This window comes from gamma proteobacterium symbiont of Scutellera amethystina, assembly GCF_059730845.1.
In genome coordinates, this window is the sequence record NZ_AP035935.1 from 2,124,447 (window position 1) to 2,147,282 (window position 22,836).

Below are 22,836 nucleotides of genomic sequence, written 5' to 3' on the forward strand. Positions count from 1 at the left end.
CAGCATTAGTATGTGACAACGTCACTGAGGATAAACCGAGTCGGCCAGTTTCCCGCGTCGATCAAAGCGACGTGCGGCCAGCCACAGCAGCGCGGTAACAAACCAGCCGATGATCCATGACACATCGTTGCCGGCAAAAATCCACGTCAGGGAACCATGATGCAGCGGGTTATCAATGAACGGCAGCTGTACCAGCACCCCGAGGAAGTAGATGATTATGCCGGCCCAGTTCCAGCGACCATAGCGGCCATCCGGTTGCGACAGCGCGGGCACATCGACTTTCCCTTTGGTAATCAGATAAAAATCCGTCAGGCTGATGGCGCTCCACGGCACAAAAAAGGCCAGCAGGAACAGCAGGAAGTGGGTAAATGATTTGAGAAACGCCGGTTCGCTGAGCAGCGCAATGATGCAGGAGAGCGTCACCATCAGCACCACAAACAGGATACGTCCGCCACGGCTGATCGCGGTTTGCTGGCGAAAACCGGAGACAATGGTGGTCAGCGACATAAAGCTGCCGTAGGCATTGAGCGTGGTGAAGGTGATTTTGCCAAAGCAGATGGCGAAGTAGATAACCATCGCCATGGTGGCGCTGCTGCCCAGCCCGACGATGTAGCCCACTTCATTACCGGAGAACGCTTTACCCGCAATTGCAGCCACAATGACGCCCAGCGTCATGGATGCCTGCGTGCCCAGCACGGTGCCAAAAAACACCGAACTGAACAGCTTTTTCGCGGAGACATCCACCGGCAGATAGCGCGAGTAGTCCGACACATAAGGGCAAAACGCAATCTGCCATGACGAGGAGAGCGATACCGCCAGCAGAAAACTGGCAACGCTGAAGTGCTGATTTTGCCAGACGGTCGCCAAATCGTGGCTGGAGAATAGGGTGATGAACAGGTAAACAAAGGCCAGCACGCCGATGACGCTAGCCACTTTGCCGAGTTTATGAATCACCCGATAGCCGAGCACCGCAATCACAATGATGATGGCGCTGAAGATGATCATGCCGGCTGCATTGCTGACGTTGACCAGCTTCGCCAGCGCCTGGCCGGCCAGTACCGTGCCGCTGGCCGAGAACCCCACATACATAATGCACACCAGCACCAGCGGGATCACCGCGCCAAACACGCCAAACTGCATACGGCTGGTGATCATCTGCGGCAGGCCAAGTCGCGGGCCCTGAATCGCGTGCAGCGACATGATGGCCGCGCCGACGATCTGTCCCACCAGTAGACCGACAATCGACCACACAACATCGCCACCCAGCACCACCGCCAGCGCACCGGTAACAATGGCGGTAATCTGCAAATTGCCACCAAACCACAACGTGAACTGGCTGAACGGATGCCCGTGACGCTCGCTGAGCGGGATGTAATCAATGGAACGTGTTTCTGACAGGCGCTGTTTCTCTGCACCTGAATAATCTGCGGCAGGTATCTGAGCGGACATAGTTTCCTCGCTGGAACGGCTAAAGGTGGTTAGTCATTGATTTTTCTTGTTAGTCAGTGGTAAATGTCACGAAACATACATGTATATACATGTAGCGATATTGTCACGAGGTTGATGAGGTTACAAGCTGACCGGTCATTGGAAATTGTGATGACGCTGGCAATGTTGTCCGTTAATGTCAGGAGCCTGGCCGGTAACGGACGCGCACAAAGGCGATGATGCGCTAACTACATAGCCACTACTGGTGGCGAACAGGACAACCCGGGGAGAGAGTTATGCAGGCAGTGATTGAAACAGAACGCTTACGACTGGAACCTTTTGCGCTAAACCACCTCGCCGGCTTGCGCGCGATGGATGATGACCCGGAAATCATGCGGTATATCAATGAGGGCCAGGTGAAGAGCCAGGACGAGACGCTGGCGACCATTGAGCGCGTGCAGCAACGCTGGCAGCGCTATGGTTTTTCCTGGTGGGCGCTACGCGAGAAGAGCAGCGATGACATCGTCGGAGCGGCTTGTCTGCAGCATCTGGCCCATCAGGAACAGGCGCCGCTGGAAATTGGCTGGCGACTGTTGCGCAGCAGTCAGGGGAAAGGGTATGCCACCGAAGCCGCCACGGCAATTGTGCAGTTTGCTACCGGGCAGATTGGCGTGGATTATCTGGTGGCGGTGGCACATCCGGAAAACCTTGCATCCCATCGGGTGATGCAGCGGCTGGGTATGCGCTATCGCGGTATCGAGCAGCATTACGACCAGCCCTGTGTGGTTTATGAACTGGATATCAAGAGTCCTGCAGAGCATTCGTGAGGCAGGGCGCGCACCTCTGGTAGCGGCGCGATTTATCACGCAATAAATTGCGCCGCTACCAAACATGCACCCGGTAAGGGTGCGCTCAATACCCTGGTACGTGAGCGGCTTTCATGATCAGATTTGCCACCGCCTGCGGCTGGGAAATCAGCGACACATGGCTGGCCTTGAGTTCGATGGTCTGCGCATGCATGCGTTTCGCCATAAAGCGCTGCAGATCCGGATTGATAGTGTGATCCTCCGTCGACACCGCATACCAGTTCGGTTTGCTATGCCAGGCCGCCACGCTGGTTTTCGCCTGGGTAATGGCTTTACCCATCGGTTGCTGAACGGCGTAATAAGCCCGCGCTTCGCTTTCCGGCAGATCGCCGGCAAAGTCGTGGATAAACGCCTGTTCACTGAGCGCCCCGAAACCGTCGTCACGCCACTTCAGGCCAGCGGCAACCGGTGCTGCAGGGAACTTTTTGGTGAGCGCCGGATAATCTTCACCGGCCTCCGGCGCGCGCGCTGCGATGTACACCAGCCCCTTCACTTCAGGTTCATCGCCCGCCTGGCTGATAACCATGCCGCCATAAGAGTGCGCAACCAGAATCACCGGTCCGTTCTGCTGTGCCAGCGCGCGTTTCACCGCCGCCACGTCATCATTCAGCGACGTCGTGGGGTTTTGTACCGCGGTGACGTGCAGACCTTTCGCCTGCAACAGTGGGATGACTTTGCCCCAGCTGGATCCATCAGCGTACAGGCCATGGACCAGCACAATATTTTTTACTTCCTGCGGCGCGGCAGCGCTGTCGGCATGCGCCAGTCCGGCACTCAGGGCAGAGATTACCAGCGCCGTCAGCGCCGTGATTTTGCGTAATGTCATGATCGGTCCTCATAATTAATCGGGGTTCATGCACCACTGTAAGCGCCGGGGACCAACAATCCGCTGACGTGGAAATGACAAAAAAATGACAGCGACACAATGTGGCAGCGGAGGATTTAAAAGTAATAAAAGCAGAGGATTAGCCGTGAGTCGGAGCATAGCCGCTATGCTTGATAAGGATGAGACCCGACCAACCCGAGAATCTCTCAAAGGAGTGCTGAATAGATTATGCTGTTGCGCAAGAAGAAAATCCGCTCTCACAGCGAAGACCGCCTGCTGGCGTTAACGCTGGCCACCACGGCCGGTATCCTCAACGCCATGGCGTTTGGCGCATTTGGTTTTTTCCCTTCCCATATGACCGGCAATACCTCGCAAATTTCGGCAGAGGTGAATGGTTCTGACCTGCACGATCTGCTGTTTCTGGCCGTGCTGATTTTTGCTTTTGTCTGCGGTGCCATGCTGGCGCGTTTGACGGTAGCTTACGGCCTGAAGCGGAATCTGCGCACCATTTACTGTCTGGTGCTGCTGGCCGAGGGTATTTTCCTGCTGCTGACCTCCCTGGTAGAAATTCTGTGGTATTCCGAACGAAACAACGGCGAAATTCTGGTTACGCTGAGTTTGCTGATGGGCATCCATAATTCAACCTCGACCCAGCTTTCCTCCGGTCGCGTTCGCTCCACGCACGTGACCGGCACACTGACCGACGCCGGCATCGCGTTAGGCTCCTGGCTGCGCGCATCCTTCAGTCAAAGCGAGGCCGCCGATCGCGATGGCCACCGAACCGTGCTTTTTACTCATCTGGTTACGATCTTCTCATTTCTGTCCGGCTGCGTTATCGGTTATCTGCTGTTCAGGCACCTTGGATTTGAAGCGATGGCGGGGTTGGGCATTGTGCTGGCGCTGATCGCCGTCGGTGGCATCGCCAGAACCCTGCATTTAACCGGCATGCGATTTTGGTAACACCGACGGAAAGTTTTCCGATTTGAAGCAGATGGAGTAAGTGCACATGAATACTAATTTTTGCTGGTATTCATGTGCACTTGACATAAAGCCAGGCTAAATCAAGGGATGACAGGGAGTCCGGCAGAAGAAAAAGAGCAGGGGACGGGCGCTGTCAAGCCGGCTGCACGCTCAGGAAGCGGATTTTTTTGTTAATTTGCCGTCTGGTTTTCTCACAGGCGCTATAACTTACTATTCCTGCTTCAACAAACTGCTGATGAGGTAAAATAATGGATAACACCATGATAACGGATGAATTTTCCAAAGATTTGTCTGCGTTTGTCGGGACGCATTTCGTTTATACCTATGATAATGGCTGGAAATATGAGTGGTACGCGCGCAACGCGACGACCTGTGATTATCGTATCCATCAGGGATTAGTTGGTGGCCGTTGGGTGACCAATCAAAGCATGAATGCGGTGCAGTTTGCACCGGGCATTTATAAAGTCGACTGGCACGAGCCGACCGGCACCTGCGTCAGTCTGCTGTTTGATATCAACCGCAAGGTGATTCACGGCACCATCTTTTTCCCGCAGTGGATTGCCGGCGAAGGACAGCATCCGGAAAAAACCATCTGCTATCAGAATGAATTTATCGAAGATATGCATCGTTTCCGTGATGAAGGGCCAGCGTATCCGTACGTGGTGATTCCTGAGTTTGCCAAAGTGACCTACATGAAGAATGAAGGTCCGGATAATGATGCCGTAATCAACATGCCGCCGGGACAAATGCCGGAAGATTATTTTAAAGATAAATGAGGGTGGCAATCCGCTGACGGCGCCGGGTTCGGTTGCCATGAATGGCGACCCTGCGATTGTGCAGTGCGGAGTGGCATTGCAGGGTGCGCATTGATGCGCACTTGGATGACATCGCGATATTCAGCAAACAGACCGATCGCGCTACATGAAATCTGACAAAAGCGCTGAGGGATAACCGGGAAGTTTTCACGTAGCGTTGTCATGCTGGATGAGCTAAAAACATGGAAAGCCACCGGGCGAAGCTAACCGGGCAGTCAGCTTTAGGGTGCGCATTGATGCGCACCAGGATATCGCCATGGTGTCGCGTGATTCGTTGTCATTGTGGATGAGCGAAAGAGATAGCTGAAGCTAACCGGGCAGTCTGTTGTAGGGTGCGCATTGATGCGCACCAGGATATCGCCGTGGTGTCCATCAAACAGACCGGTGGGATAAGTTTTCACATAGTGTCGCCGTGGTGGAATGCGTTGTGGGCCTGGTAAGAGGCGTGAAGGGCGAAACTGAAGGATTGAGATACCTGATCAGACACCTTATTTAACATAAATGGTATGAGACGTTGGATCATTCAGGCAATGTGAGAAGTGTTGCGCCTTAGCCTGTTACTGATGAAAAAAATCATCATATTTTTGATGCTGATAGTAACTACCAAGGGAGGAGATAATTATGAATATTCTTCCAAACAGGGAAATGCTTAAGGAAGTAATACAGCAGCTTAATGCAGGTGTTATAAGTCGTTCACAGGTATCTGAATGGGCTTTTTCAATCATAGATGATGAGGAAATCAGAGTGAAAGACCAAATTGTTTGGAAAACTCTGGAATGTTTAGGTGCAGTAGATATTCCTTCGACAGACCGTGACTACCTCTATGGGACAGATGATTTTATAGACTGGTTAAAATCACTGGATGAATAGCTAATAAATCCCGGCCATCGAGCCGGGATTTTTACATTATCACTCAGCCGCCAGCCGGATGATCATCTGCCCCGGTGTGGTGATCACCTCGACCTTCTGCCCGGTATCAAATCCCAGCTCAGCCATCCAGTGGCCGCGCAGGGTGATGGACGGTGACGGCCGATGCTTCAGGTGGTCGCGGATATATCCCACGGTATAACGTCTAAGGTTTTTTAAAGGAGTATGTTGGCGGCGAAATTGGTGGCGAGGAAATATATAGTATCTATGGCATAAATTTTAAGGATATCTGTGGTGGAGATATTGTTTATCAGAATCTAACTGATGTGAAAAATGCTAAGGCAAAAGAAAAACAACTAGTTGTGAGTGAAACTGATTTTGGTGAAATATTCTATTTTGACTACTCGCAACTTAAAGATGGAGAGTGTCCAATATTTCAGAGGTTACCCTCTGAAAATTCACTGCATTATGCGAACAACTTCTATGAGTTTTTGTGTAAGCGAATTGAAGCTCACCTGAATTAGTTTCTAAAATTTTACTTTCCCTCCTATAGCTGGCGAGATTTTTTGTACTGATTTCCTTCGGCGGCAGACAACATATGTTTTTGGATAACCATCATAATAGGGGTGTTTAGCTTGCCTTTAAGCTACATCTGACTGATCAAAATGATGGTCTTAAGCCTTAATGCTGAAGAGCTGAGTAAGGGAAGATTCACTGTTACACGAACTATTTTGACCCAACAAATACAATCCCGACCATCGAGCCGGTAATGTTAAGAGTATCAGTCAATAATCATTAGTGCCGCTGTGGGGATAAGAGGCGTAAAGGGCGAAACTGAAGGATTGCGATACCTGACGGGATACCATATTTAACATAATATACATTATGCGCCATTTGATTGAGAATCCAATTTGATAATGTCACTTTTTAGCTAGTTCACAATATCAGCCGCGCCAGCGCCGGGATTGCCTTGGCGAGCTTATCCAGATCGACGGCTCACACCATGACTGGTTCGAAGGCCGCGCACCAAAATGCTGCATGCTGGTTTATGTTGATGACGCGACCGGTCGTCTGATGCACCTACGTTTCTGTCAGAGTGAGTCGGCCTTTGATTACATGATGGCCACCCACGACTACCTCGATAAACACGGCAAGCCGGTGGCGTTTTACAGTGACAATACACGTTATCGCGAATCTGGACCGCTGGCACTGGCGAACTGCCGCCATGGATTGCGCGGTAATCGCCAGCTTGTTCCTGGCCTTGCTGAAGTTGCTCTGGGCATCATTCGCGATAAATATGCCGACTTTGGTCCGACGCTCGCCCGCGAGAAGCTGGCCGAACTCCATGACGTTGTGTTGGCTAAAGAGACCGTGCGTCAGCTGATGGTATGAGCCGGACTCTGGATCCCCCGAAAAATGCATGCACTGAGGATCCTGCAGCCGCGGTATCGTCGTGCCTGCGTTGGTGGGCTGATACATTGAGGATAAAGATGACAGCCGCCGCATGATGGGTAAATATCTGGATACCAGGCAGTACCCGGATGGTCGCGTTGAACTCAGGAGTCACGGCACGATGCTTCCCTACTCTGCCTACGACCGGCTGTCTGAAGTTGGTCAGGGTGCGATCGTTGACAACAAACGGCTTGGCCGTGCGCTGGCCGTGGCTAAACTGGTGCAGGACAAACGTGATAACACGCGCTCGCAGGGCCTTCCGGCCGGTCACGGACCAAGCCGCAGGAGGGAGAAGAAAGTTCCAGCTAAAAAGCGGCAACGGGCGGTTAATGAAGATGACCTTCGTGAGGCTATTGAAGTCCTCCCCTCATTTATTGATAGATTAACTCCTTGAGTATGAAAATATGATCAAAACTACAAATCTAATAATCAACAAAGTTTCACACAGGCATGCAGATGCATTATTTCGTATATATGGAGATGTAGAGAATAATGCTTACAACCCATCACCACCATTTCCCAGTATTGAATATTCACAGTCTGTGCTGAACACATGGATAGAGCACTGGAGGGTTAAAGGCATTGGGAATCATGCAATTAGCAAAATCTCAAATGAAGATTGCATTATTGGCTTTGGCGGTTTTTCTTTTAAAAAATTCAGAGGGAAAGAAGTGGTTAGCTTAGGTTACAAATTCACCCCCGACGTTTGGGGGAATGGATATGCAACTGAATTTGTTAATGGAATAATTGAACACACTACATTACCCGGGAATGTTATCGAGGTTATAGCCAGAACTCATCCTGAGAACATTGCATCAATTAGAGTTTTAGAAAAAGCAGGATTCATATATTTGGAAATCTATGATGATAACGATGGCATGGGGCTGAGCGCAGTCTTTAGCAGGAAAGGTTGGCAGTGAAAATGTCACACCTGCACCTTCGCATGAATCAGACACGCCGCCACAGGCTACAGGAACAGGACGACAGGATAGACATCCCTCCCCGGCTCGCTATATAGTAAGCGCGCATCTCACTTCTGACTTGCCGTAGGCGTTACCGTCATCCAACGCGCCCTGAACCGGAATGGGCCTCTGCGCAGAGGAAAACCGGAACAGCGCCACGGCATCGTTCACGCTTTCTACGCATCCTGTTTATCGGGATCGCTAGCAGTGCATCACCGCACGTGGCCTTTCATTCTCTGACTGACAAGGCACATTATGAAACTGACCAATAACACCCTGCTCATCACCGGCGCAACCAGCGGTATTGGCCGCCGGCTGGCCGAGGTTTTTCACGATCGCGGAAACCGCGTCATTATCACTGGCAGACGTCAGGCGCTGCTCGATGAGATCACCGCCCAGCGCCCGGCAATTACCGGTTTTGCTCTGGACATTAATGACGCCACCGCCCTCGCCCGCTGTTCCGCGGCAATTCACACGCAGTTCCCGCATATCAACGTGCTGATCGCCAACGCCGGTATCTCGCAGCCGGAAACGGTGACGGCAGACGAATGGACCAGTGATATTGCTGAGCAGATCGTGATGACCAACATTCTCGGTGTGATTCGCGTCACCGCAGCTTTTTTGCCGCTGCTGCGCCGTCAGCCGCAGGCCACGCTGATGGCAACCAGTTCCGCGCTGGCCTTCCTGCCGCTGGCCAGTTTTCCCACCTACTGCGCCAGCAAAGCCTTTCTGCATTCCTGGCTGGTTTCGCTGCGTCATCAGCTGCGTAATACCCCGGTCGAGGTGCTGGAAATGCTGCCGCCGTATTTACAGACGGCGCTGACCGGTGATCACCAGCTCAGCGATCCCCGCGCCATGCCGCTGGAAGACTATATCGCGCAGATTCTGCAGATGCTGGAAAATGGCCCGGTCGCGCGCGGCGAACTGCTGCTGGAGCGTGACCATGCGCGGCGCTGGGCCGAACGCGACGGCAATTTTGACGCCATATTTGACATGATGAACCCGCGCTAATCCGCTTTGATCCGGTGCGCCCTGCAGCGCACCGGATCTATCACGAAGTACGCAAAGGCGCGCCGTGGCTGAAGTGCGCCAGCAGCCGTTCTACCGCCGGATTGGCCTGCGCCTGAACCGCATAGCAAATGCCGACACGCCGCATCAGCGGCTGACCGGGTAAAGCGCGCCAGGCCAGGCGATGCCGCGCGGCAACCAGCGGCGCCGGCGCAATGGTGACGCCAAAGCCGGCTTCCGCCAGATCCAGCGCCAGCGCGTAGCTGCCGGCGTTGGCCGCGGCCGCACCCGCACCGTAAAACGGCAGCAGCCGCTGATGCGACTCATCAGTCGGCACCATCACCCACGGCAGCGGATGTAACTGTTCATGGGTCAGCGTTTCCAGCTGACTTAGCGCGTGACTGGCGGGATACGCCAGCACGTAGTGCTCTTCAAATAGCGGCATAAACAGCTCGTCTTCGCAGCGCAGGCTTTCACACGCCAGCCGGATATCGCCCACGCAGCCGGGCTCGACGCTAAGCAGCACCGTGGGAAAATCTTGCCGGATGGCCGTCAGCAGTTGCGCCAGCTGGGCGGGGGCGACATCCCCTTCAACGCCAATCTTCAGCGGCAGGCAATCCGACGGCTGCCGAAAGCGTGTCACCAGCGCCTGCATATCGCTGAGCATCTTGCGCGCCTGCGGATAAAGGACGCGAGCGTCCTCCGTGACCTCCACGCCGCGCGGCCTGCGGATAAAAAGCGTGGTGGCCAGCTCCTCTTCCAGCAGTTTGATCGTGGCCGAGAGCGCGGGCTGCGTCAGATTGAGTAACTGTGCGGCGCGCGTGATGTTGCGCTCCTCAAACACGCAGATAAAAGCTTTTAGCTGTCGCTTATCCATAGAAAATCATTATATCGGCGAAAGAAATAAACCATTTTTCACCAATTTCTGCGCGATTTAAAGTGCACGCCTCAGCTTCGCCATTAATTTTATCTATGAGGAAGTCATTATGACCCAGAATGTTAAACCTTTAATCGTCATCACCGGTGCCAGCTCCGGTATCGGTCTTGCCACGGCAAAGCTGCTTTCAGCGCGTGGACATGCCCTGCTGCTGCTGGCTCGCCGTATCGATCGTATGACGGCACTGAATCTGCCCAACGCCCTGTGCCGCGCGGTTGATGTGACCGATCGCCACGCATTTACCACCGCAGTGCATGATGCTGAGCAGCAGTTTGGCCCGGTCGATGCGCTGATTAACAATGCGGGCGTGATGCTGCTCGGCGCGATTGAACAACAGGATGCCGGCGAATGGGATAAGATGTTCGACGTCAACGTGAAAGGCCTGCTCAATGGCGTGCAGGCGGTCACCGCAGGCATGATTGACCGTAAAAGTGGCACGATCATTAATATCAGCTCAGTGGCCGGACGGAAGACGTTTCCTAATCACGCAGTGTATGTTGGCACTAAATTCGCTGTGCATGGCATGTCAGAGAACCTGCGCGAAGAGCTGTCGCCGCACAATGTACGCGTGATCGTTATCGCACCCGGCGCTGTTGAAACCGAGCTGTTGAGTCACACCACCAGCGAAGCAATTAAGGAAGGTTATCACGCGTGGAAAGCCGAAATGGGCGGCAAGGTGCTCAGCGCAGACGACGTGGCCAGCGCCATCGATTACGCCTATTCACAGCCGCAGTCGGTCTGCGTGCGGGAAATCGTGCTGGCGGCCACCCGCCAGGGCGCATAAACCTCAGTGACCCGGCAGCGCTGCGCCGGGTTCCATCTCTTCGGCTAAGGCCGTTAGCGCCGCGCGGTTACCGATCGCATACCCCCCCTGCTGCTTACGCAGCACCCCTTCTGCGCTGAACTGCGCAAACACATACAGCAGGTGGCGATAGGTCACGCCAAGGTACTCCGCCACCTGCGTATGTTTCTCTTTATACACACCGTCATGCTGAGTCAGCAGGATAAAGGCCGCCAGCCGGTTAACCAGCGGAAACGCCTGATTGCGCGTTGAGGTGACAATATTGCGGAAATTCTTTTTCACCAGGCCAAGGCAGGCGTGGCGCAGGAACTGCGCATCATTTAATAATAGCGTGCGGCAGGTTTTCACCGGCAGCGCCAGGCACCAGCAGGCTTCAATCGCCTGCACCGCGCGTGAAGTATGCGTTTCATCCAGGACTTCAATCTCGCCAATAAAACAGGGCGCATTAAAGAAATCCACCAGCGAAATACGGCCATTAGCCAGCGTGACATACAGTTTGGTGCGACCGCGCGCCAGATAAAACATATACGCCGGCAGAGCCCCCTCGCGCACAATATAGTCCCCGGCAAGAATATGAAATAAATGTGTGTGCGGGATCACATCGGCTGAAAATTTATCGCAATAGCCGGACGCCATTATTAACTGCTGCTTTAGCGCGTCATTATTTATTTCTTTCATCATTCGATGTCCACTATGAGATTTCTCATACTCTGGCGTGTCACGCCGCTGCTAAGGTGAAGGCCTCTACCCTACCGCACCGGAAAATTTCTGCAATGAAATTAAGGTGATAAATAAAGAAGCTGAGGAATAAACCATGACAGCACGTAAAATTATTCTGGACTGTGATCCCGGTCATGATGATGCCATCGCCATCATGCTGGCCGCGAAACATCCTTCGATAGAACTGCTCGGCATCAGTATCGTGGCGGGCAATCAAATTCTGGACAAAACGCTGGTTAACGGCCTGAACGTTTGCCAGACGCTGAATATTGACACGCCAGTTTATGCCGGCATGCCGCAGCCGATTATGCGCCAGCAGATCGTCGCCGATAATATTCACGGCGAAACCGGTCTTGACGGCCCGGTGTTCGGCCCGCTGACGCGTAAAGCGGAAACAAAGCACGCGGTAAACTTTATTATCGATACGCTGATGAACAGCGACGGGGATATCACGCTGGTGCCGGTCGGCCCGCTCACTAATATTGCGGTAGCGATGCGCATGCAGCCGAAAATCATTCCTAAAATCCGTGAAATTGTGCTGATGGGCGGCGCTTACGGCACCGGTAATTTTACCCCGTCGGCGGAGTTTAATATTTTTGCCGACCCGGAAGCCGCGCGCGTGGTATTTACCGCCGGCGCCCCGCTGGTGATGATGGGCCTCGACTTAACGCACCAGACGGTGTGCACGCCGGACATCATTACCCGCATGGAAAAGGCTGGCGGCCCGGCCGGAAAGCTGTTCAGCGACATGATGAATTTTACGCTGAAAACCCAGCACGATAATTACGGTCTGGCGGGCGGCCCGGTGCATGACGCCACCTGTGTCGCCTATCTGATCAATCCGGATGCCTTCAACGTTCAGCCGATGTTTGTCGAAATCGATGTCAACAGCGGTCCCTGCTATGGCCGCACGGTGTGTGATGCGCTGGGCGTGCTGGGGAAACCGGCAAACACCAAAGTGGGCATCACGCTGGATACCGCCTGGTTCTGGGATTTAGTCGAAGACTGCGTGCGCAGGTACCGCTAATCCTTTAACCCCACAATATGGGCAGAAAGTGGTCGCCCATACCGCTATGCAACCTCACCAGGCTGACATCAGGAAATATCATGATGGATATAATGAGAAGTGTTCTGGGTATGGTGGTATTACTGGCGATCGCGTTTCTGCTGTCAGTAAATAAAAAGCACATCAGTCTGCGCACCACCGGTGCCGCGTTACTGATTCAGATTGCCCTCGGCGGCGCGATCCTCTATTTGCCGCCGGGCAAATGGCTGGCGGAAAAAGTCGCCAGCGGCGTGCATCAGGCGCTGGCTTACAGTGATGCGGGCAGCGCGTTTCTATTTGGCGCGCTGGCCGGACCGCAAATGGACAAGGTGTTTAACGGCGCCGGCTTTGTGTTTGCTTTTCACGTTCTGCCGGCCATCATCTTTATCACCGCGCTGGTTAGCGTGCTCTACTACATTGGCGTGATGGGCGCCATCATTCGCCTGCTCGGCGGCATCTTTCAGCGCGCGCTTAACATCAGTAAGATCGAATCCTTCGTGGCGGTCACCACCATTTTCCTCGGCCAGAATGAGATCCCGGCCATCGTCAAACCCTTCGTCAACCGTCTCAATCGCAACGAACTGTTCACCGCCATCTGCAGCGGCATGGCTTCGATAGCCGGTTCCACAATGCTCGGCTATGCCGGGCTGGGGGTACCAATTGAATATCTGCTGGCCGCCTCGCTGATGGCTATTCCCGGCGGCATTCTGTTCGCCCGGCTGCTCAGTCCGGCAACGGAAGCGTCGCAGGTGACTTTTACCCACCTGTCGTTTAGCGACACGCCGGCACGCAGCCTGATTGAAGCCGCCGCCAGCGGAGCGATTACCGGGATGAAAATAGCCGCTGGTCTGGCGACGGTGGTGATGGCGTTTGTCGGTATTATCGCGATGCTCAACGGCATACTCGGCGGCTGGTTTGGTCACGGCGACATCAGCCTGCAGGGAATACTCGGCTTCGCGCTGGCCCCGCTGGCGTGGCTGATGGGCGTGGCGTGGCACGATGCGGCGCTGGCGGGCAGCCTGATAGGTCAGAAACTGGTGGTGAACGAGTTTGTCGCCTACATCAGCTTTTCACCTTATCTGCATCAGGCGGGCGCGCTCGACGGCAAAACCATCGCCATCGTCTCGTTCGCCCTGTGCGGCTTTGCTAACTTTGGTTCGATTGGCGTGGTGGTCGGCGCCTTTTCTGCCGTCGCACCAGAGCGCACCCCGGAAATCGCGCGGCTGGGCCTGCGCGCGCTGATCGCCGCAACACTCTCCAATCTGATGAGCGCCACCATTGCCGGCTTCTTCATCGGCCTTGGCTAAGGCGCAAACCGGGCATTACGCCTCTGTGCGTCCCTGCCCGGTTTTCATCGGTGCCACCACCACATTCACCCCCAGCTCCTGCAGGCGACGCAGCACTGGCACCGGCGTGCCCTGATTAACGATCACTACATCAAACTCGCTCAGGTGGGCAAAGCGATGCAGTGCGCGCCGCTCAAACTTGGTGTTATCCATCATCAGGATGCGCTTCTGCGCCGCCTCGAACATCGCGCGCTTGGTTTCCACCGTCTCGGCCGACTGGTGAAACACCGCATCATCAATAATCGCCGACATGCTGACAAAAAACACATCGGCGCGCAGGCTGGCAATTTCGTCTCGCGTCATGCGCCCCATAAAGGCGTTACACCAGTGATGAAACTGGCCGCCGAGACCCATCAGGGTGATATCGCGACCGTTGCGTAATTCATTCATTAACGTCAGCGAGTTGGTGATCACCGTGAGCGGCGCTTTGGCCGGCAGCAGCCGCGCCATCTGCAGCACGGTAGTAGAATCATCCAGAAACAGCGCCTGGCCGGGTTCAAGGTAGCCAGCGGCCACTTCGGCAATTGCCTGCTTCTCTTCCAGCTGGCGCGTGGCACGGTAGAGATCGCTGGATTCCACCAGGCTGGTTGGTGTGGCAGAGACCACGCCGCGTGATTTATGCAGCAGCCCGCGCTCGACCATCTCATCAATATCGCGATGGGCGGTCATCAGGCTGATCCCGAAGCGCTCAGTAATATCTTCAATACGCACCGCGCCTTCGGCCATCACGGCTTCGGCTATGAGCTGGCGTCGTGCCAGCTGACGCGCCTGACGGCTGTCGCCCGGTAAGGTTTCATTCAGGAAGTGACCAGCGGAAGTCTCTTGCGGGTTATGCGCCATGTTTCGTCCGGAAAGTGAAGCGGAAATGCAGTTTCGGCTTTGATTACAGCGCGTAAACGTTTCTTTTGCAAATCAGGCGCGCAGCAGCTAACCGATGACGGCCAAAATGCCGCCATCGGTAATCTGACTTACTGCTTCAGGACAAACGGCGAAACGAAATCACCGGCGTTGTCTTTGGTGATCAGGATACAGTCAAACAGCTGCTTCTCCTGTGCTACACCGGTTTTGCCGGTTTTGAGGAAGGTGTCCGCCTGCTCTACCGCCTTCTGTGCGAACTGCGCTACCGGCTGCATCACGGTATAGGCCAGCGTACCGGCTTTAACCGCGTCGACCGCATCCGGTGAACCGTCAAACCCACCCACTTTCACCTGACTGAGTTTGCCGGCTTCCTTCAGGGCGGCGATAGCACCCAGCGCCATCTCATCGTTACCGCTGATCACCCCTTTGATGTTCGGATTAGCCTGCAGCAGCGACTGCATTTTGTTAAAGCCCTGGGTGCGATCCCAGTTCGCCACTTCCTGGCCGACTTTCTTCAGCGTCGGGTACTGAGACAGCACGGTATCGAAACCGTTGGCGCGCGTGGCGGCGTTGTTATCCGACGGCGGTCCCACCAGCTCGACATAGCTGGCGCTGTCACCCACCTGCTTCACCCACTCCATCGCGCCTACTGCCGCGCCCTGCGCGTTATTCGACACCAGCTGCGCTTTAGCCAGCCCGCTCTGGTTCAGTTCGGCATTGATCACGAACACCGGAATATTGGCGGCGATGGCTTTCTTTACCGAGCCAATCGAGCCGTCGGCGTTAGCCGGATCGAGAATGATCGCCTTCGATTTATTGGTGATCGCCGTATCAATCAGCTGGCTTTCGGTGTTGGTATCCCCTTTGTGCGCGCTGACTTTGGCACTGTAGCCCAGCTTCTCCGCCGCCTTCTGCGCGACCTGGCCCTCAGTCAGCCAGTATGGGTTGGAGGGATCGTTGACGATGATGGTCATCAGGCCGTTGTTGGCCCAGCTGGGTAAGGCAAAGGTGGAGATGGCCATCGCGGCGGCGGCGATAAACAGACGTTTAGTGAACATAGGTGCTCCGTTATTATTAGGGTACAGGTTTGTTTTACGGTTACTCGCGCGCCAGCCTGCCAGCGCGCGCAGGGTTAGCGACCGCGCCGGCCGTATTGCAGGGTGTTGAGCAATACCGCCAGCACAATCACGGCGCCAGTGAACACCGTCTGCCAGTAGGCAGAAACGCCGATAATCACCAAGCCATCAGAGAGAAAGCCAATCACGAACGCGCCCAGCAGCGTGCCGCGCACGTTACCGCGTCCTCCGGTCAGCGCCGCTCCGCCAATCACCACCGCAGCAATGGCGGTCAGCTCGTAGGTGGTGCCTGCTGTCGGACCGGCGGAGGTCAGCTGCGAAGAGAGCACCAGCCCGGCCATCGCCGCGCAGATACCCGACAGCACGTAGACGCTGATTTTGATGCGTTTTACCGGCACGCCGGAGAGATCGGCGGCGCGCTCGTTACCGCCCGAGGCATACAGCCAGCGGCCAAACGCCGAGCGACTCAATAGGAAACCGCAGGCCAGCGCCACTGCGCCGAGCACCAGCACGCCGACCGGGATGTTGAACAGGCGGTTAAAACCGAGCCAGTCGAAACCGGTATTGCCCAGCGCTTCGCTGCCGGAGAGTTTGTTGTAGGTCAGACCGTTGGTGATCAGCAGCGCGATACCGCGCGCCACATACATGGTGCCGAGCGTGGCGACAAACGCCGGGACGCGAAAAATCGCTATCAGCACGCCGTTGACCAGCCCCACCAGCGCGCCCAGCACCAGCGTCAGAATCGCCACCGCCCACACCGGCAGATAGAGCACCACGCCCAGCGCTTCAAGGTTGATGCCCTGCATCATAAAGCCGGCCATCACGCCAGCCAGTCCCAGCGTCGAGCCGACTGACAAATCAATCCCGCCGTTGAGGATCACCAGCAGCATGCCGATCGCCGGCAAACCGAAGATCGCCACATGCGATGCCATGGTGAGGAAATTCGCGCCGGTAAAGTAGTTGGGCGATAGCAGGGAGAAAGTGGCGATAATCACCAGCAGTGCAATAAAAGCACGCCCTTCCAGCAGCAGCCGCGCCAGATTGAGGCGCTTGCCGCTGGCCGGTTTCGCCACCCGCGGTGCGCTATCCAGCGTTTGGGTTCTGTCAGTCATACCGTTTGCTCCGTTTTTCATGTCATGCCACCAGAGACTCGCCCGAAGCGGCCATAATGCGTTCTTTGCTCACGCTGGCGTCGAAGATGGCCGAGATGCGCCCTTTGCTCATCACCACGATGCGGTGCGCGATACTCAGGCACTCGCCCACTTCTGAGGTGGTGTAAACCACCGCCAGCCCTTTGCTGGCATTCTCCGCCAGCAGACGAAACACTTCGGCTTTGGCACCGATATCGATGCCGCGGCTCGGTTCATCCAGCAGAATCACTTTGGGTCGGGTGGCGAGCATTTTGCCGATCACCACCTTTTGCTGATTGCCGCCGGACAGGGAACCGATGGCCGCCTCACCGCCGGCAGTCTTGACCGTCACGTTACGAATGCTGTCACTGATCAGCTGTTTCTCCCGTCGCGTTGACAGCACCAGCCCGCGCACAAACTCGCTGATGCTGGCCAGCGACAGGTTTTCGCCCACCGTCATGGTCTGCACCAGCCCGTCGCGCTGACGATCCTCCGGGACCAGCGCCAGCCCCATTTTGATGCGCTGCGACAGCGACAGCGCGGAGATCTCGGTATCCTGCAGCAGAATGTGCCCGCTGCTCTGCTTCAGCCGTCCGGCGAGACACTCCAGCAGCTCGGTGCGCCCCGCGCCCATCAGGCCATAAATGCAGACAATCTCGCCGGCCTGCACCGTCAGCGATAGCTGATCCACCAGCCGGATACCGGTTTTGCTTTTCACGGTTAACGCCTGCACCGTCAGCGCGTCACCGCCGAAGGCATAGCCGCCGGGCGGTGAACCGAGGTCGAAGTGCTCTCCCACCATGTTGCGCACGATCCATTCAAGGTCGATCTCGTCGCGCCGGGCGTAGGCGGTCATCACGCCGTCACGCAGCACCACTGCGCGATCGGTGATCTCCAGTGCTTCCTCCAGATGGTGTGAGATATACACAATCGCCACGCCCTGACTGGTCAGATCGCGGATGACCTGAAACAGCACCGCCACTTCCGCCGCGCTGAGCGCCGAGGTCGGTTCATCCATGATCAGGATTTGTGAATTCACCGACAGCGCGCGGGCGATCTCCACAATCTGCTGCTGCCCGAGACGCAGGTTCTCCACCGGCGTCAGCGGATCAATATCCTCCTCCAGCGCCGCCATCAGATGGCGGGTCAGCCGCGCCTCTTCGGCGTAATCCACCCCGCCGGGCCGCATGATTTCCCGCCCCATAAAAATGTTGTCGCGCACGTTCATGTTGGGCGCGAGATTCAGCTCCTGATGAATAATCGAGATACCACAGTCGCGCGCCTCGGTGGCCGAACGGAACACCTTTGCTTCGCCGTTTAACAGAATTTCCCCGGATGTTGGCGTAATCACGCCAGAAAGAATTTTCATCAGCGTCGATTTACCGGCGCCGTTTTCACCGAACAGCGTGGTGACTTCGCCGCGGCGGATTTCAAAATTGACGCCTTTCAGCGCATGGGTGGAGCCATACACTTTGCTGACGTTGCGCGCCTGCAGAATCACTTCTCCTTTCAGCAGCGCCGGGTTGACGTTGAACGGTTTCATTGCACCTCCACGCGCACCGGCGTAATCAGCCAGTTGGTCGGACTGAGCAGACGGAACACGCCGACCACCTGCAAGGTTTTGCCCGGCAGCGCGTCGCGGTCCAGTTTCTCCAGCACCGCCGCTTTCATGGCGCGGTTAATCGCCGCCCCGGCGTTCTGGTATTCGATCTGATTAGTAAAATCACCAAACTGAATTTTGCCGCTGGCATCACGCAGATCGGTGCCGGTAATCGCCGGGCCGGTTTGCAACCGCAGCTGCGTGCCCGCCGGCAGACCGGCGACCTGTAACGGGAAAACACCCATCTGCCCCGGCTGCACCACGCCCTGCAGTTTGACCGGCAGCACCGGCAGCGGCGAGCCGACACCGTATCTGGCCACCGCCTGCTGCCGATCGCTGTTCAGTGCGGCCGCCAGCGTGGCGGCATCCACCGCGCGCGCTTCAACATCCTGCTGGATGCCGGGAAAGGTTTTTTGCCCGTAGCTGTCTGCGGAGAAGCCCTGCTGACGCGCGTCGTCTGCCGAACCGATGCGCACTACTTTGGTATCCAGCGCCATGGCGGCTACCAGCGCCACGATCACCACGCCGCTGAGCGTGTAGCGCCGCCGACGTTTGCGTGCCAGCTGCTGCGTTAAGATTGAGACCTCGGACATAACGTGACCTCTCAGGATGCACAGCGACGATGTTCATCGTCGTGCAATGTTATAAATGTGATAACTTGTGTGATGAGAATTGTGCTGTTGTGACTAAATTGTCAACAGGTGGCGCGCAATTTTTCGCACAGCGCGATCTGGATCGCTTATTTGCCTGTAATCACCCCCAATCCGTTTAAAAACCCCTTTAATACAATCATTAAAAACCTTTCACAGTGTTTAATCACATCCGCAACCCCCGCTGATTTTGTGATCGGACTCGCCATCCGGAGTGAAATTTATTCTTTTTTGAGAAAAATAATACATCAGATATGTTATCTCCATGAGAAGTGGTGTAAGACAGTATTTAGCAAAATCATCACAGCTCATTAACAAGGCTGCGGATAAACCAAACAGGGGTTCCCGCACCGGGAGCAGCGAACGGAGGTGTATGTGGAGAGTGGCGATATCATTCTGGGTCTGGATTCCGGCACCTCGGTGGTTAAAGCGGTGGCGTTTGATCTGGAAGGTAACCAGCTGGCGTGCGCGTCGGCGCGCAATCGCTATTACCGCAGCGCAGGCGGTGCCGCCCAGCAGTCAATGACGCAAACCTGGCAGGATGCGGTCAGTGCGATTCACAAGCTCGGCGATCGGGTGGAGAATCTGGCGGCACGCGTGGTGGCCGTGGCGGTGACCGCCCAGGGCGACGGCAGCTGGCTGGTCGGTGCTGATAATCAGCCGGTGGACGATGCGTGGATCTGGCTGGATGCCCGCGCCGCCGCCACGGTGGAAAAACTCAATCAGGAGCCGCTGGCCGCCGCACGCTTTCAGGCCACCGGTACCGGTCTTAACACCTGCCAGCAGGGTGCGCAGCTGGCGCACATGGACCAGCACTATCCCGAACTGCTGGCGCGCGCCGAAGTGGCATTGCACTGTAAGGACTGGCTCTATCTCAATCTGACCGGTGTGCGCGCCACCGATCCGTCTGAAGCCAGCTTTACCTTTGGCAACTATCGCCACCAGCGCTACGACGATACGGTGATTGACGCGCTGGGGCTTAACCACCGGCGCCACCTGCTGCCGGAGATTATCGACGGTACGCAAATCACCCATGGCCTCACCGCTGACGCCGCCCGGCAAACCGGCCTGCTGGCTGGCACGCCGGTGTGTCTCGGCTATGTCGATATGGCGATGACCGCACTCGGTGCGGGGGTGCACACCGGTGAAGCCAATACCGCCTGTTCGATTGTCGGCTCAACCGGCGTGCATCTGCGCAGCGTCACTATTGACGAGGTATGGCTCAACCCGGCGCAAACCGGCTACGTGATCCCGCTGCCGTGGCCAGGTTATGTCACTCAGGTGCAAACCAACATGGCTTCCACGCTCAATCTCGACTGGCTGCTGAACGTGGCCAGCGATCTGCTGAGCAGCTTTGGCTGTGAAACCGATCATGCGCGGCTGGTGCAGCAGATCGATCGCTGGCTCAACGACGCGCAGCCGGGCACCCTGCTGTTCCATCCTTACATTTCGCTGGCCGGTGAGCGCGGACCGTTTGTTAACGCCGACGCGCGCGCCAGTTTCACCGGCCTCAACTACCAGCACAACTTTGGCGACCTGGTGCGCGGCGTGATTGAAGGCATCGGCATGGCAGCTCGCGACTGTTATCAGGCGATGGGCGCCACGCTGCCGGGAGAAATTCGCCTTACCGGCGGTGCGGTGCGATCGCAGCCGCTCAGGCAAATCCTTGCCGCCTGCACCGGCGCGCCGGTGCGCATCAGCCAGCGCGAGGAAGCCGGCGCAGCGGGTGCGGCCATGATGGCAGCGGTGGCGATTGGCGCGTATCCGGACATGGCGCAGTGCGTTGAACGCTGGGTGCGCCCGCTGCTGGACGACGCCGAAGCGCCATCGCCTGCGCTGATGCAGCGCTACCAGCAGCTGTTCCCTCAATATCAGCAGATCCGCCGCGATCTTCCTGCCGCCTGGCAGGCATTAAACAGTTTTAAGGAGTAACGCATGAGTGACAACACGTTGGATCTGTTTGTGATCGGCGGTGGCATTAACGGTGCCGGTATCGCGCGCGATGCCGCCGGGCGCGGGCTGTCGGTGATGATGTGTGAAAAGGACGATCTTGCCGCAGGCACCTCCTCGCGCTCCGGTAAACTGGTGCACGGCGGCCTGCGCTATCTGGAGTACTACGAATTCCGCCTGGTGCGCGAGGCGCTGATTGAACGCGAGGTGCTGCTGAACGCGGCGCCGCACATTATCTGGCCGATGCGCTTTGTGCTGCCGCACAGCCCGTCCGATCGTCCGGCGTGGCTGGTGCGGCTGGGGCTGTTCCTGTATGACCACCTTGGCGGACGCAAAAAACTGCCGGGCACGCGCGTGCTCGATCTGACGCGCGATCCTGAAGGCGCACCGCTGCTGGACAGCTACCAGAAAGGCTTTGAGTACTCCGATTGCTGGGTGGACGATGCCCGGCTGGTGACACTCAATGCGCTGGATGCCGCCGAGCGCGGCGCCACCATTCTGCCGCGCACCCGCTGCGTGGCAGCACAGCGTCTGCCGGGCAAATGGCAGATTACCCTGCAGGATCAGGCCAGCGGCGCGCAGCGCACGGTGTTCGCCCGTGCGCTGGTGAATGCCGCCGGGCCGTGGGTGCTGGATATCGTCAATCAGGTTAGCCACACGCAAAGCCAGCGCAGCGTGCGGCTGGTGAAAGGCTCGCACCTCATCGTGCCGAAATTCTGGGAGGGCCAGCAGGCCTATCTGGTGCAAAACACCGACAAGCGGGTGATTTTTATCAATCCTTATGAGGGTGATAAAGCGTTAATCGGCACCACCGACATTCCCTGGCAGGGCAAAGCGGAAGATGTCAGTGCGGATGATAGTGAGCAGCAGTACCTGATCGACGTGGTGAATTGCTACTTCAAGGTTAAGCTGCGCGCCAGCGATGTGATTACCCGCTTCTCCGGCGTACGGCCGCTGTTTGACGACGGTAAAGGCAATCCCTCGGCGGTGACGCGGGATTATGTGTTCGACCTCGATAATCAACAGGATGCCCCGCTGCTGCACGTGTTCGGCGGCAAAATTACCACGTTCCGCAAGCTGGCCGAGCATGCGCTGCAGCAGCTGGCGCCGTTTTTCCCCAACATGGGCGCGGACTGGACGCGCAGCGCCACGCTGCCGGGCGGCGAGATCGCCAATGCCGATTTTGACAGCTTCCTGGAGGAGATCAAAACGCGCTGGCCGTGGCTGCCGCAGCCGCTGCGCAAGCACTATGCGCGACTGTACGGTGCGCGTATGAGCACGCTGCTGGGCACCGCCAGTTCGCTGAGCGATCTCGGTGAGCATTTTGGCGGCCAGCTGTACGAGGCCGAGGTGCGTTATCTGGTGCAGTACGAATGGGCGCAGCAGCCGGAAGACATTCTCTGGCGTCGCACCAAACATCAGCTGCACCTCAGCGCTGCACAGCGCACCGCGTTCAGCCAGTGGTTCGAACAGACTTTCCACCCTGCCGCGCCGCTGCGCGCCCACGCTGGCTGAGA

21 protein-coding genes and 3 pseudogenes are annotated in these 22,836 nt (G+C 56.4%); 14 read left to right on the forward strand and 10 right to left on the reverse strand.

Annotated elements, in window-relative coordinates:
* Positions 1 to 21: 21 nt before the first annotated feature.
* Positions 22 to 1,449 carry a purine-cytosine permease family protein gene (locus AC6I79_RS09810; protein ID WP_498027729.1) on the reverse strand — a complete coding sequence of 476 codons (1,428 nt, stop codon included), beginning with the start codon at positions 1,447 to 1,449 and terminating at the stop codon, positions 22 to 24.
* Positions 1,450 to 1,724: 275 nt separating this feature from the next.
* Between AC6I79_RS09810 and AC6I79_RS09815 the strand changes: the two genes are divergently transcribed.
* Complete coding sequence (locus tag AC6I79_RS09815) at positions 1,725 to 2,255, forward strand: GNAT family N-acetyltransferase (protein ID WP_498027259.1); 531 nt, start codon at positions 1,725 to 1,727, stop codon at positions 2,253 to 2,255.
* A gap of 85 nt (positions 2,256 to 2,340) precedes the next feature.
* On the opposite strand, the gene AC6I79_RS09820 is transcribed toward AC6I79_RS09815, so the two are convergent.
* On the reverse strand, positions 2,341 to 3,120 hold the full coding sequence (locus AC6I79_RS09820; RefSeq protein WP_498027260.1) for an alpha/beta hydrolase: 780 nt from the start codon (positions 3,118 to 3,120) through the stop codon (positions 2,341 to 2,343).
* A 228-nt stretch (positions 3,121 to 3,348) separates the two neighbouring features.
* Here AC6I79_RS09820 and AC6I79_RS09825 point away from each other — a divergent pair, with 228 nt between their 5' ends.
* The 3 genes from AC6I79_RS09825 (at position 3,349) to AC6I79_RS09835 (ending at position 5,786) form a co-directional block, all read left to right on the forward strand.
* Positions 3,349 to 4,080 (forward strand): YoaK family protein, encoded by a 732-nt coding sequence (locus tag AC6I79_RS09825; protein ID WP_411671980.1) that lies wholly within the window; start codon positions 3,349 to 3,351, stop codon positions 4,078 to 4,080.
* A gap of 281 nt (positions 4,081 to 4,361) precedes the next feature.
* Entirely contained in the window at positions 4,362 to 4,877 is a 516-nt protein-coding gene (locus AC6I79_RS09830; RefSeq protein ID WP_058758650.1) for a phenolic acid decarboxylase, read from the forward strand.
* Positions 4,878 to 5,537: 660 nt separating this feature from the next.
* Entirely contained in the window at positions 5,538 to 5,786 is a 249-nt protein-coding gene (locus AC6I79_RS09835) for a YxzC family protein (RefSeq protein WP_159378161.1), read from the forward strand.
* A 39-nt stretch (positions 5,787 to 5,825) separates the two neighbouring features.
* Here the strand turns inward: AC6I79_RS09835 and AC6I79_RS09840 are convergent, their stop codons facing one another.
* Positions 5,826 to 5,978, reverse strand: a complete 153-nt coding sequence (locus AC6I79_RS09840; protein WP_072208518.1) for a SymE family type I addiction module toxin — start codon at positions 5,976 to 5,978, stop codon at positions 5,826 to 5,828.
* Between the two features lie 17 nt (positions 5,979 to 5,995).
* On the opposite strand from AC6I79_RS09840, the pseudogene AC6I79_RS09845 reads away from it, so the two are divergent.
* The 5 genes and pseudogenes from AC6I79_RS09845 to AC6I79_RS09865 form a co-directional block, all read left to right on the forward strand.
* Positions 5,996 to 6,307, forward strand: a pseudogene (locus AC6I79_RS09845) (SMI1/KNR4 family protein); the annotation flags it as partial.
* A gap of 418 nt (positions 6,308 to 6,725) precedes the next feature.
* Positions 6,726 to 6,959, forward strand: a pseudogene (locus AC6I79_RS09850) (ISNCY family transposase); the annotation flags it as partial.
* A 6-nt stretch (positions 6,960 to 6,965) separates the two neighbouring features.
* Positions 6,966 to 7,629, forward strand: a pseudogene (locus tag AC6I79_RS09855) (hypothetical protein); the annotation flags it as partial.
* A 10-nt stretch (positions 7,630 to 7,639) separates the two neighbouring features.
* On the forward strand, positions 7,640 to 8,155 hold the full coding sequence (locus AC6I79_RS09860; protein ID WP_159378162.1) for a GNAT family N-acetyltransferase: 516 nt from the start codon (positions 7,640 to 7,642) through the stop codon (positions 8,153 to 8,155).
* Between the two features lie 297 nt (positions 8,156 to 8,452).
* A complete protein-coding gene (locus AC6I79_RS09865; RefSeq protein WP_159378163.1) occupies positions 8,453 to 9,208 on the forward strand; it encodes an SDR family oxidoreductase in 756 nt (251 codons plus the stop codon).
* A 40-nt stretch (positions 9,209 to 9,248) separates the two neighbouring features.
* Here AC6I79_RS09865 and AC6I79_RS09870 read toward each other — a convergent pair whose 3' ends face one another.
* The gene (locus AC6I79_RS09870; RefSeq protein ID WP_159378164.1) at positions 9,249 to 10,082 is read right to left on the reverse strand and encodes a LysR family transcriptional regulator; all 834 of its coding nucleotides are present in this window, start codon (positions 10,080 to 10,082) and stop codon (positions 9,249 to 9,251) included.
* A 109-nt stretch (positions 10,083 to 10,191) separates the two neighbouring features.
* Between AC6I79_RS09870 and AC6I79_RS09875 the strand changes: the two genes are divergently transcribed.
* Positions 10,192 to 10,926 (forward strand): SDR family oxidoreductase, encoded by a 735-nt coding sequence (locus AC6I79_RS09875; RefSeq protein WP_159378165.1) that lies wholly within the window; start codon positions 10,192 to 10,194, stop codon positions 10,924 to 10,926.
* A gap of 3 nt (positions 10,927 to 10,929) precedes the next feature.
* On the opposite strand, the gene yeiL is transcribed toward AC6I79_RS09875, so the two are convergent.
* Entirely contained in the window at positions 10,930 to 11,622 is a 693-nt protein-coding gene (yeiL, locus tag AC6I79_RS09880; RefSeq protein WP_159378418.1) for a transcriptional regulator YeiL, read from the reverse strand.
* Between the two features lie 136 nt (positions 11,623 to 11,758).
* On the opposite strand from yeiL, the gene rihB reads away from it, so the two are divergent.
* Both rihB and AC6I79_RS09890 read left to right on the forward strand, forming a co-directional pair.
* Positions 11,759 to 12,691 (forward strand): ribosylpyrimidine nucleosidase, encoded by a 933-nt coding sequence (rihB, locus tag AC6I79_RS09885; protein ID WP_058758552.1) that lies wholly within the window; start codon positions 11,759 to 11,761, stop codon positions 12,689 to 12,691.
* An 83-nt stretch (positions 12,692 to 12,774) separates the two neighbouring features.
* Positions 12,775 to 14,016, forward strand: a complete 1,242-nt coding sequence (locus tag AC6I79_RS09890) for a NupC/NupG family nucleoside CNT transporter (protein ID WP_498027742.1) — start codon at positions 12,775 to 12,777, stop codon at positions 14,014 to 14,016.
* Between the two features lie 15 nt (positions 14,017 to 14,031).
* Here AC6I79_RS09890 and AC6I79_RS09895 read toward each other — a convergent pair whose 3' ends face one another.
* From AC6I79_RS09895 to AC6I79_RS09915, 5 genes are all read right to left on the reverse strand, one after another.
* Positions 14,032 to 14,895, reverse strand: a complete 864-nt coding sequence (locus AC6I79_RS09895) for a DeoR/GlpR family DNA-binding transcription regulator (RefSeq protein ID WP_021506045.1) — start codon at positions 14,893 to 14,895, stop codon at positions 14,032 to 14,034.
* A 128-nt stretch (positions 14,896 to 15,023) separates the two neighbouring features.
* The gene (locus AC6I79_RS09900) at positions 15,024 to 15,971 is read right to left on the reverse strand and encodes a D-ribose ABC transporter substrate-binding protein (RefSeq protein ID WP_058758551.1); all 948 of its coding nucleotides are present in this window, start codon (positions 15,969 to 15,971) and stop codon (positions 15,024 to 15,026) included.
* Between the two features lie 74 nt (positions 15,972 to 16,045).
* On the reverse strand, positions 16,046 to 17,101 hold the full coding sequence (locus AC6I79_RS09905; RefSeq protein WP_058758647.1) for an ABC transporter permease: 1,056 nt from the start codon (positions 17,099 to 17,101) through the stop codon (positions 16,046 to 16,048).
* Between the two features lie 22 nt (positions 17,102 to 17,123).
* Positions 17,124 to 18,662 (reverse strand): sugar ABC transporter ATP-binding protein, encoded by a 1,539-nt coding sequence (locus AC6I79_RS09910; RefSeq protein WP_058780568.1) that lies wholly within the window; start codon positions 18,660 to 18,662, stop codon positions 17,124 to 17,126.
* The gene (locus AC6I79_RS09915; RefSeq protein WP_498027261.1) at positions 18,659 to 19,312 is read right to left on the reverse strand and encodes a DUF2291 domain-containing protein; all 654 of its coding nucleotides are present in this window, start codon (positions 19,310 to 19,312) and stop codon (positions 18,659 to 18,661) included. The genes AC6I79_RS09910 and AC6I79_RS09915 overlap by 4 nt, the downstream gene beginning before the upstream one ends.
* Before the next feature lie 432 nt (positions 19,313 to 19,744).
* Here AC6I79_RS09915 and AC6I79_RS09920 point away from each other — a divergent pair, with 432 nt between their 5' ends.
* Both AC6I79_RS09920 and AC6I79_RS09925 read left to right on the forward strand, forming a co-directional pair.
* Complete coding sequence (locus tag AC6I79_RS09920) at positions 19,745 to 21,301, forward strand: FGGY-family carbohydrate kinase (protein WP_498027262.1); 1,557 nt, start codon at positions 19,745 to 19,747, stop codon at positions 21,299 to 21,301.
* 3 nt (positions 21,302 to 21,304) lie between these two features.
* Positions 21,305 to 22,834: a glycerol-3-phosphate dehydrogenase gene (locus tag AC6I79_RS09925; RefSeq protein WP_498027263.1), complete on the forward strand. Its 1,530-nt coding sequence runs from the start codon at positions 21,305 to 21,307 to the stop codon at positions 22,832 to 22,834.
* The last annotated feature ends 2 nt before the right edge of the window (positions 22,835 to 22,836 follow it).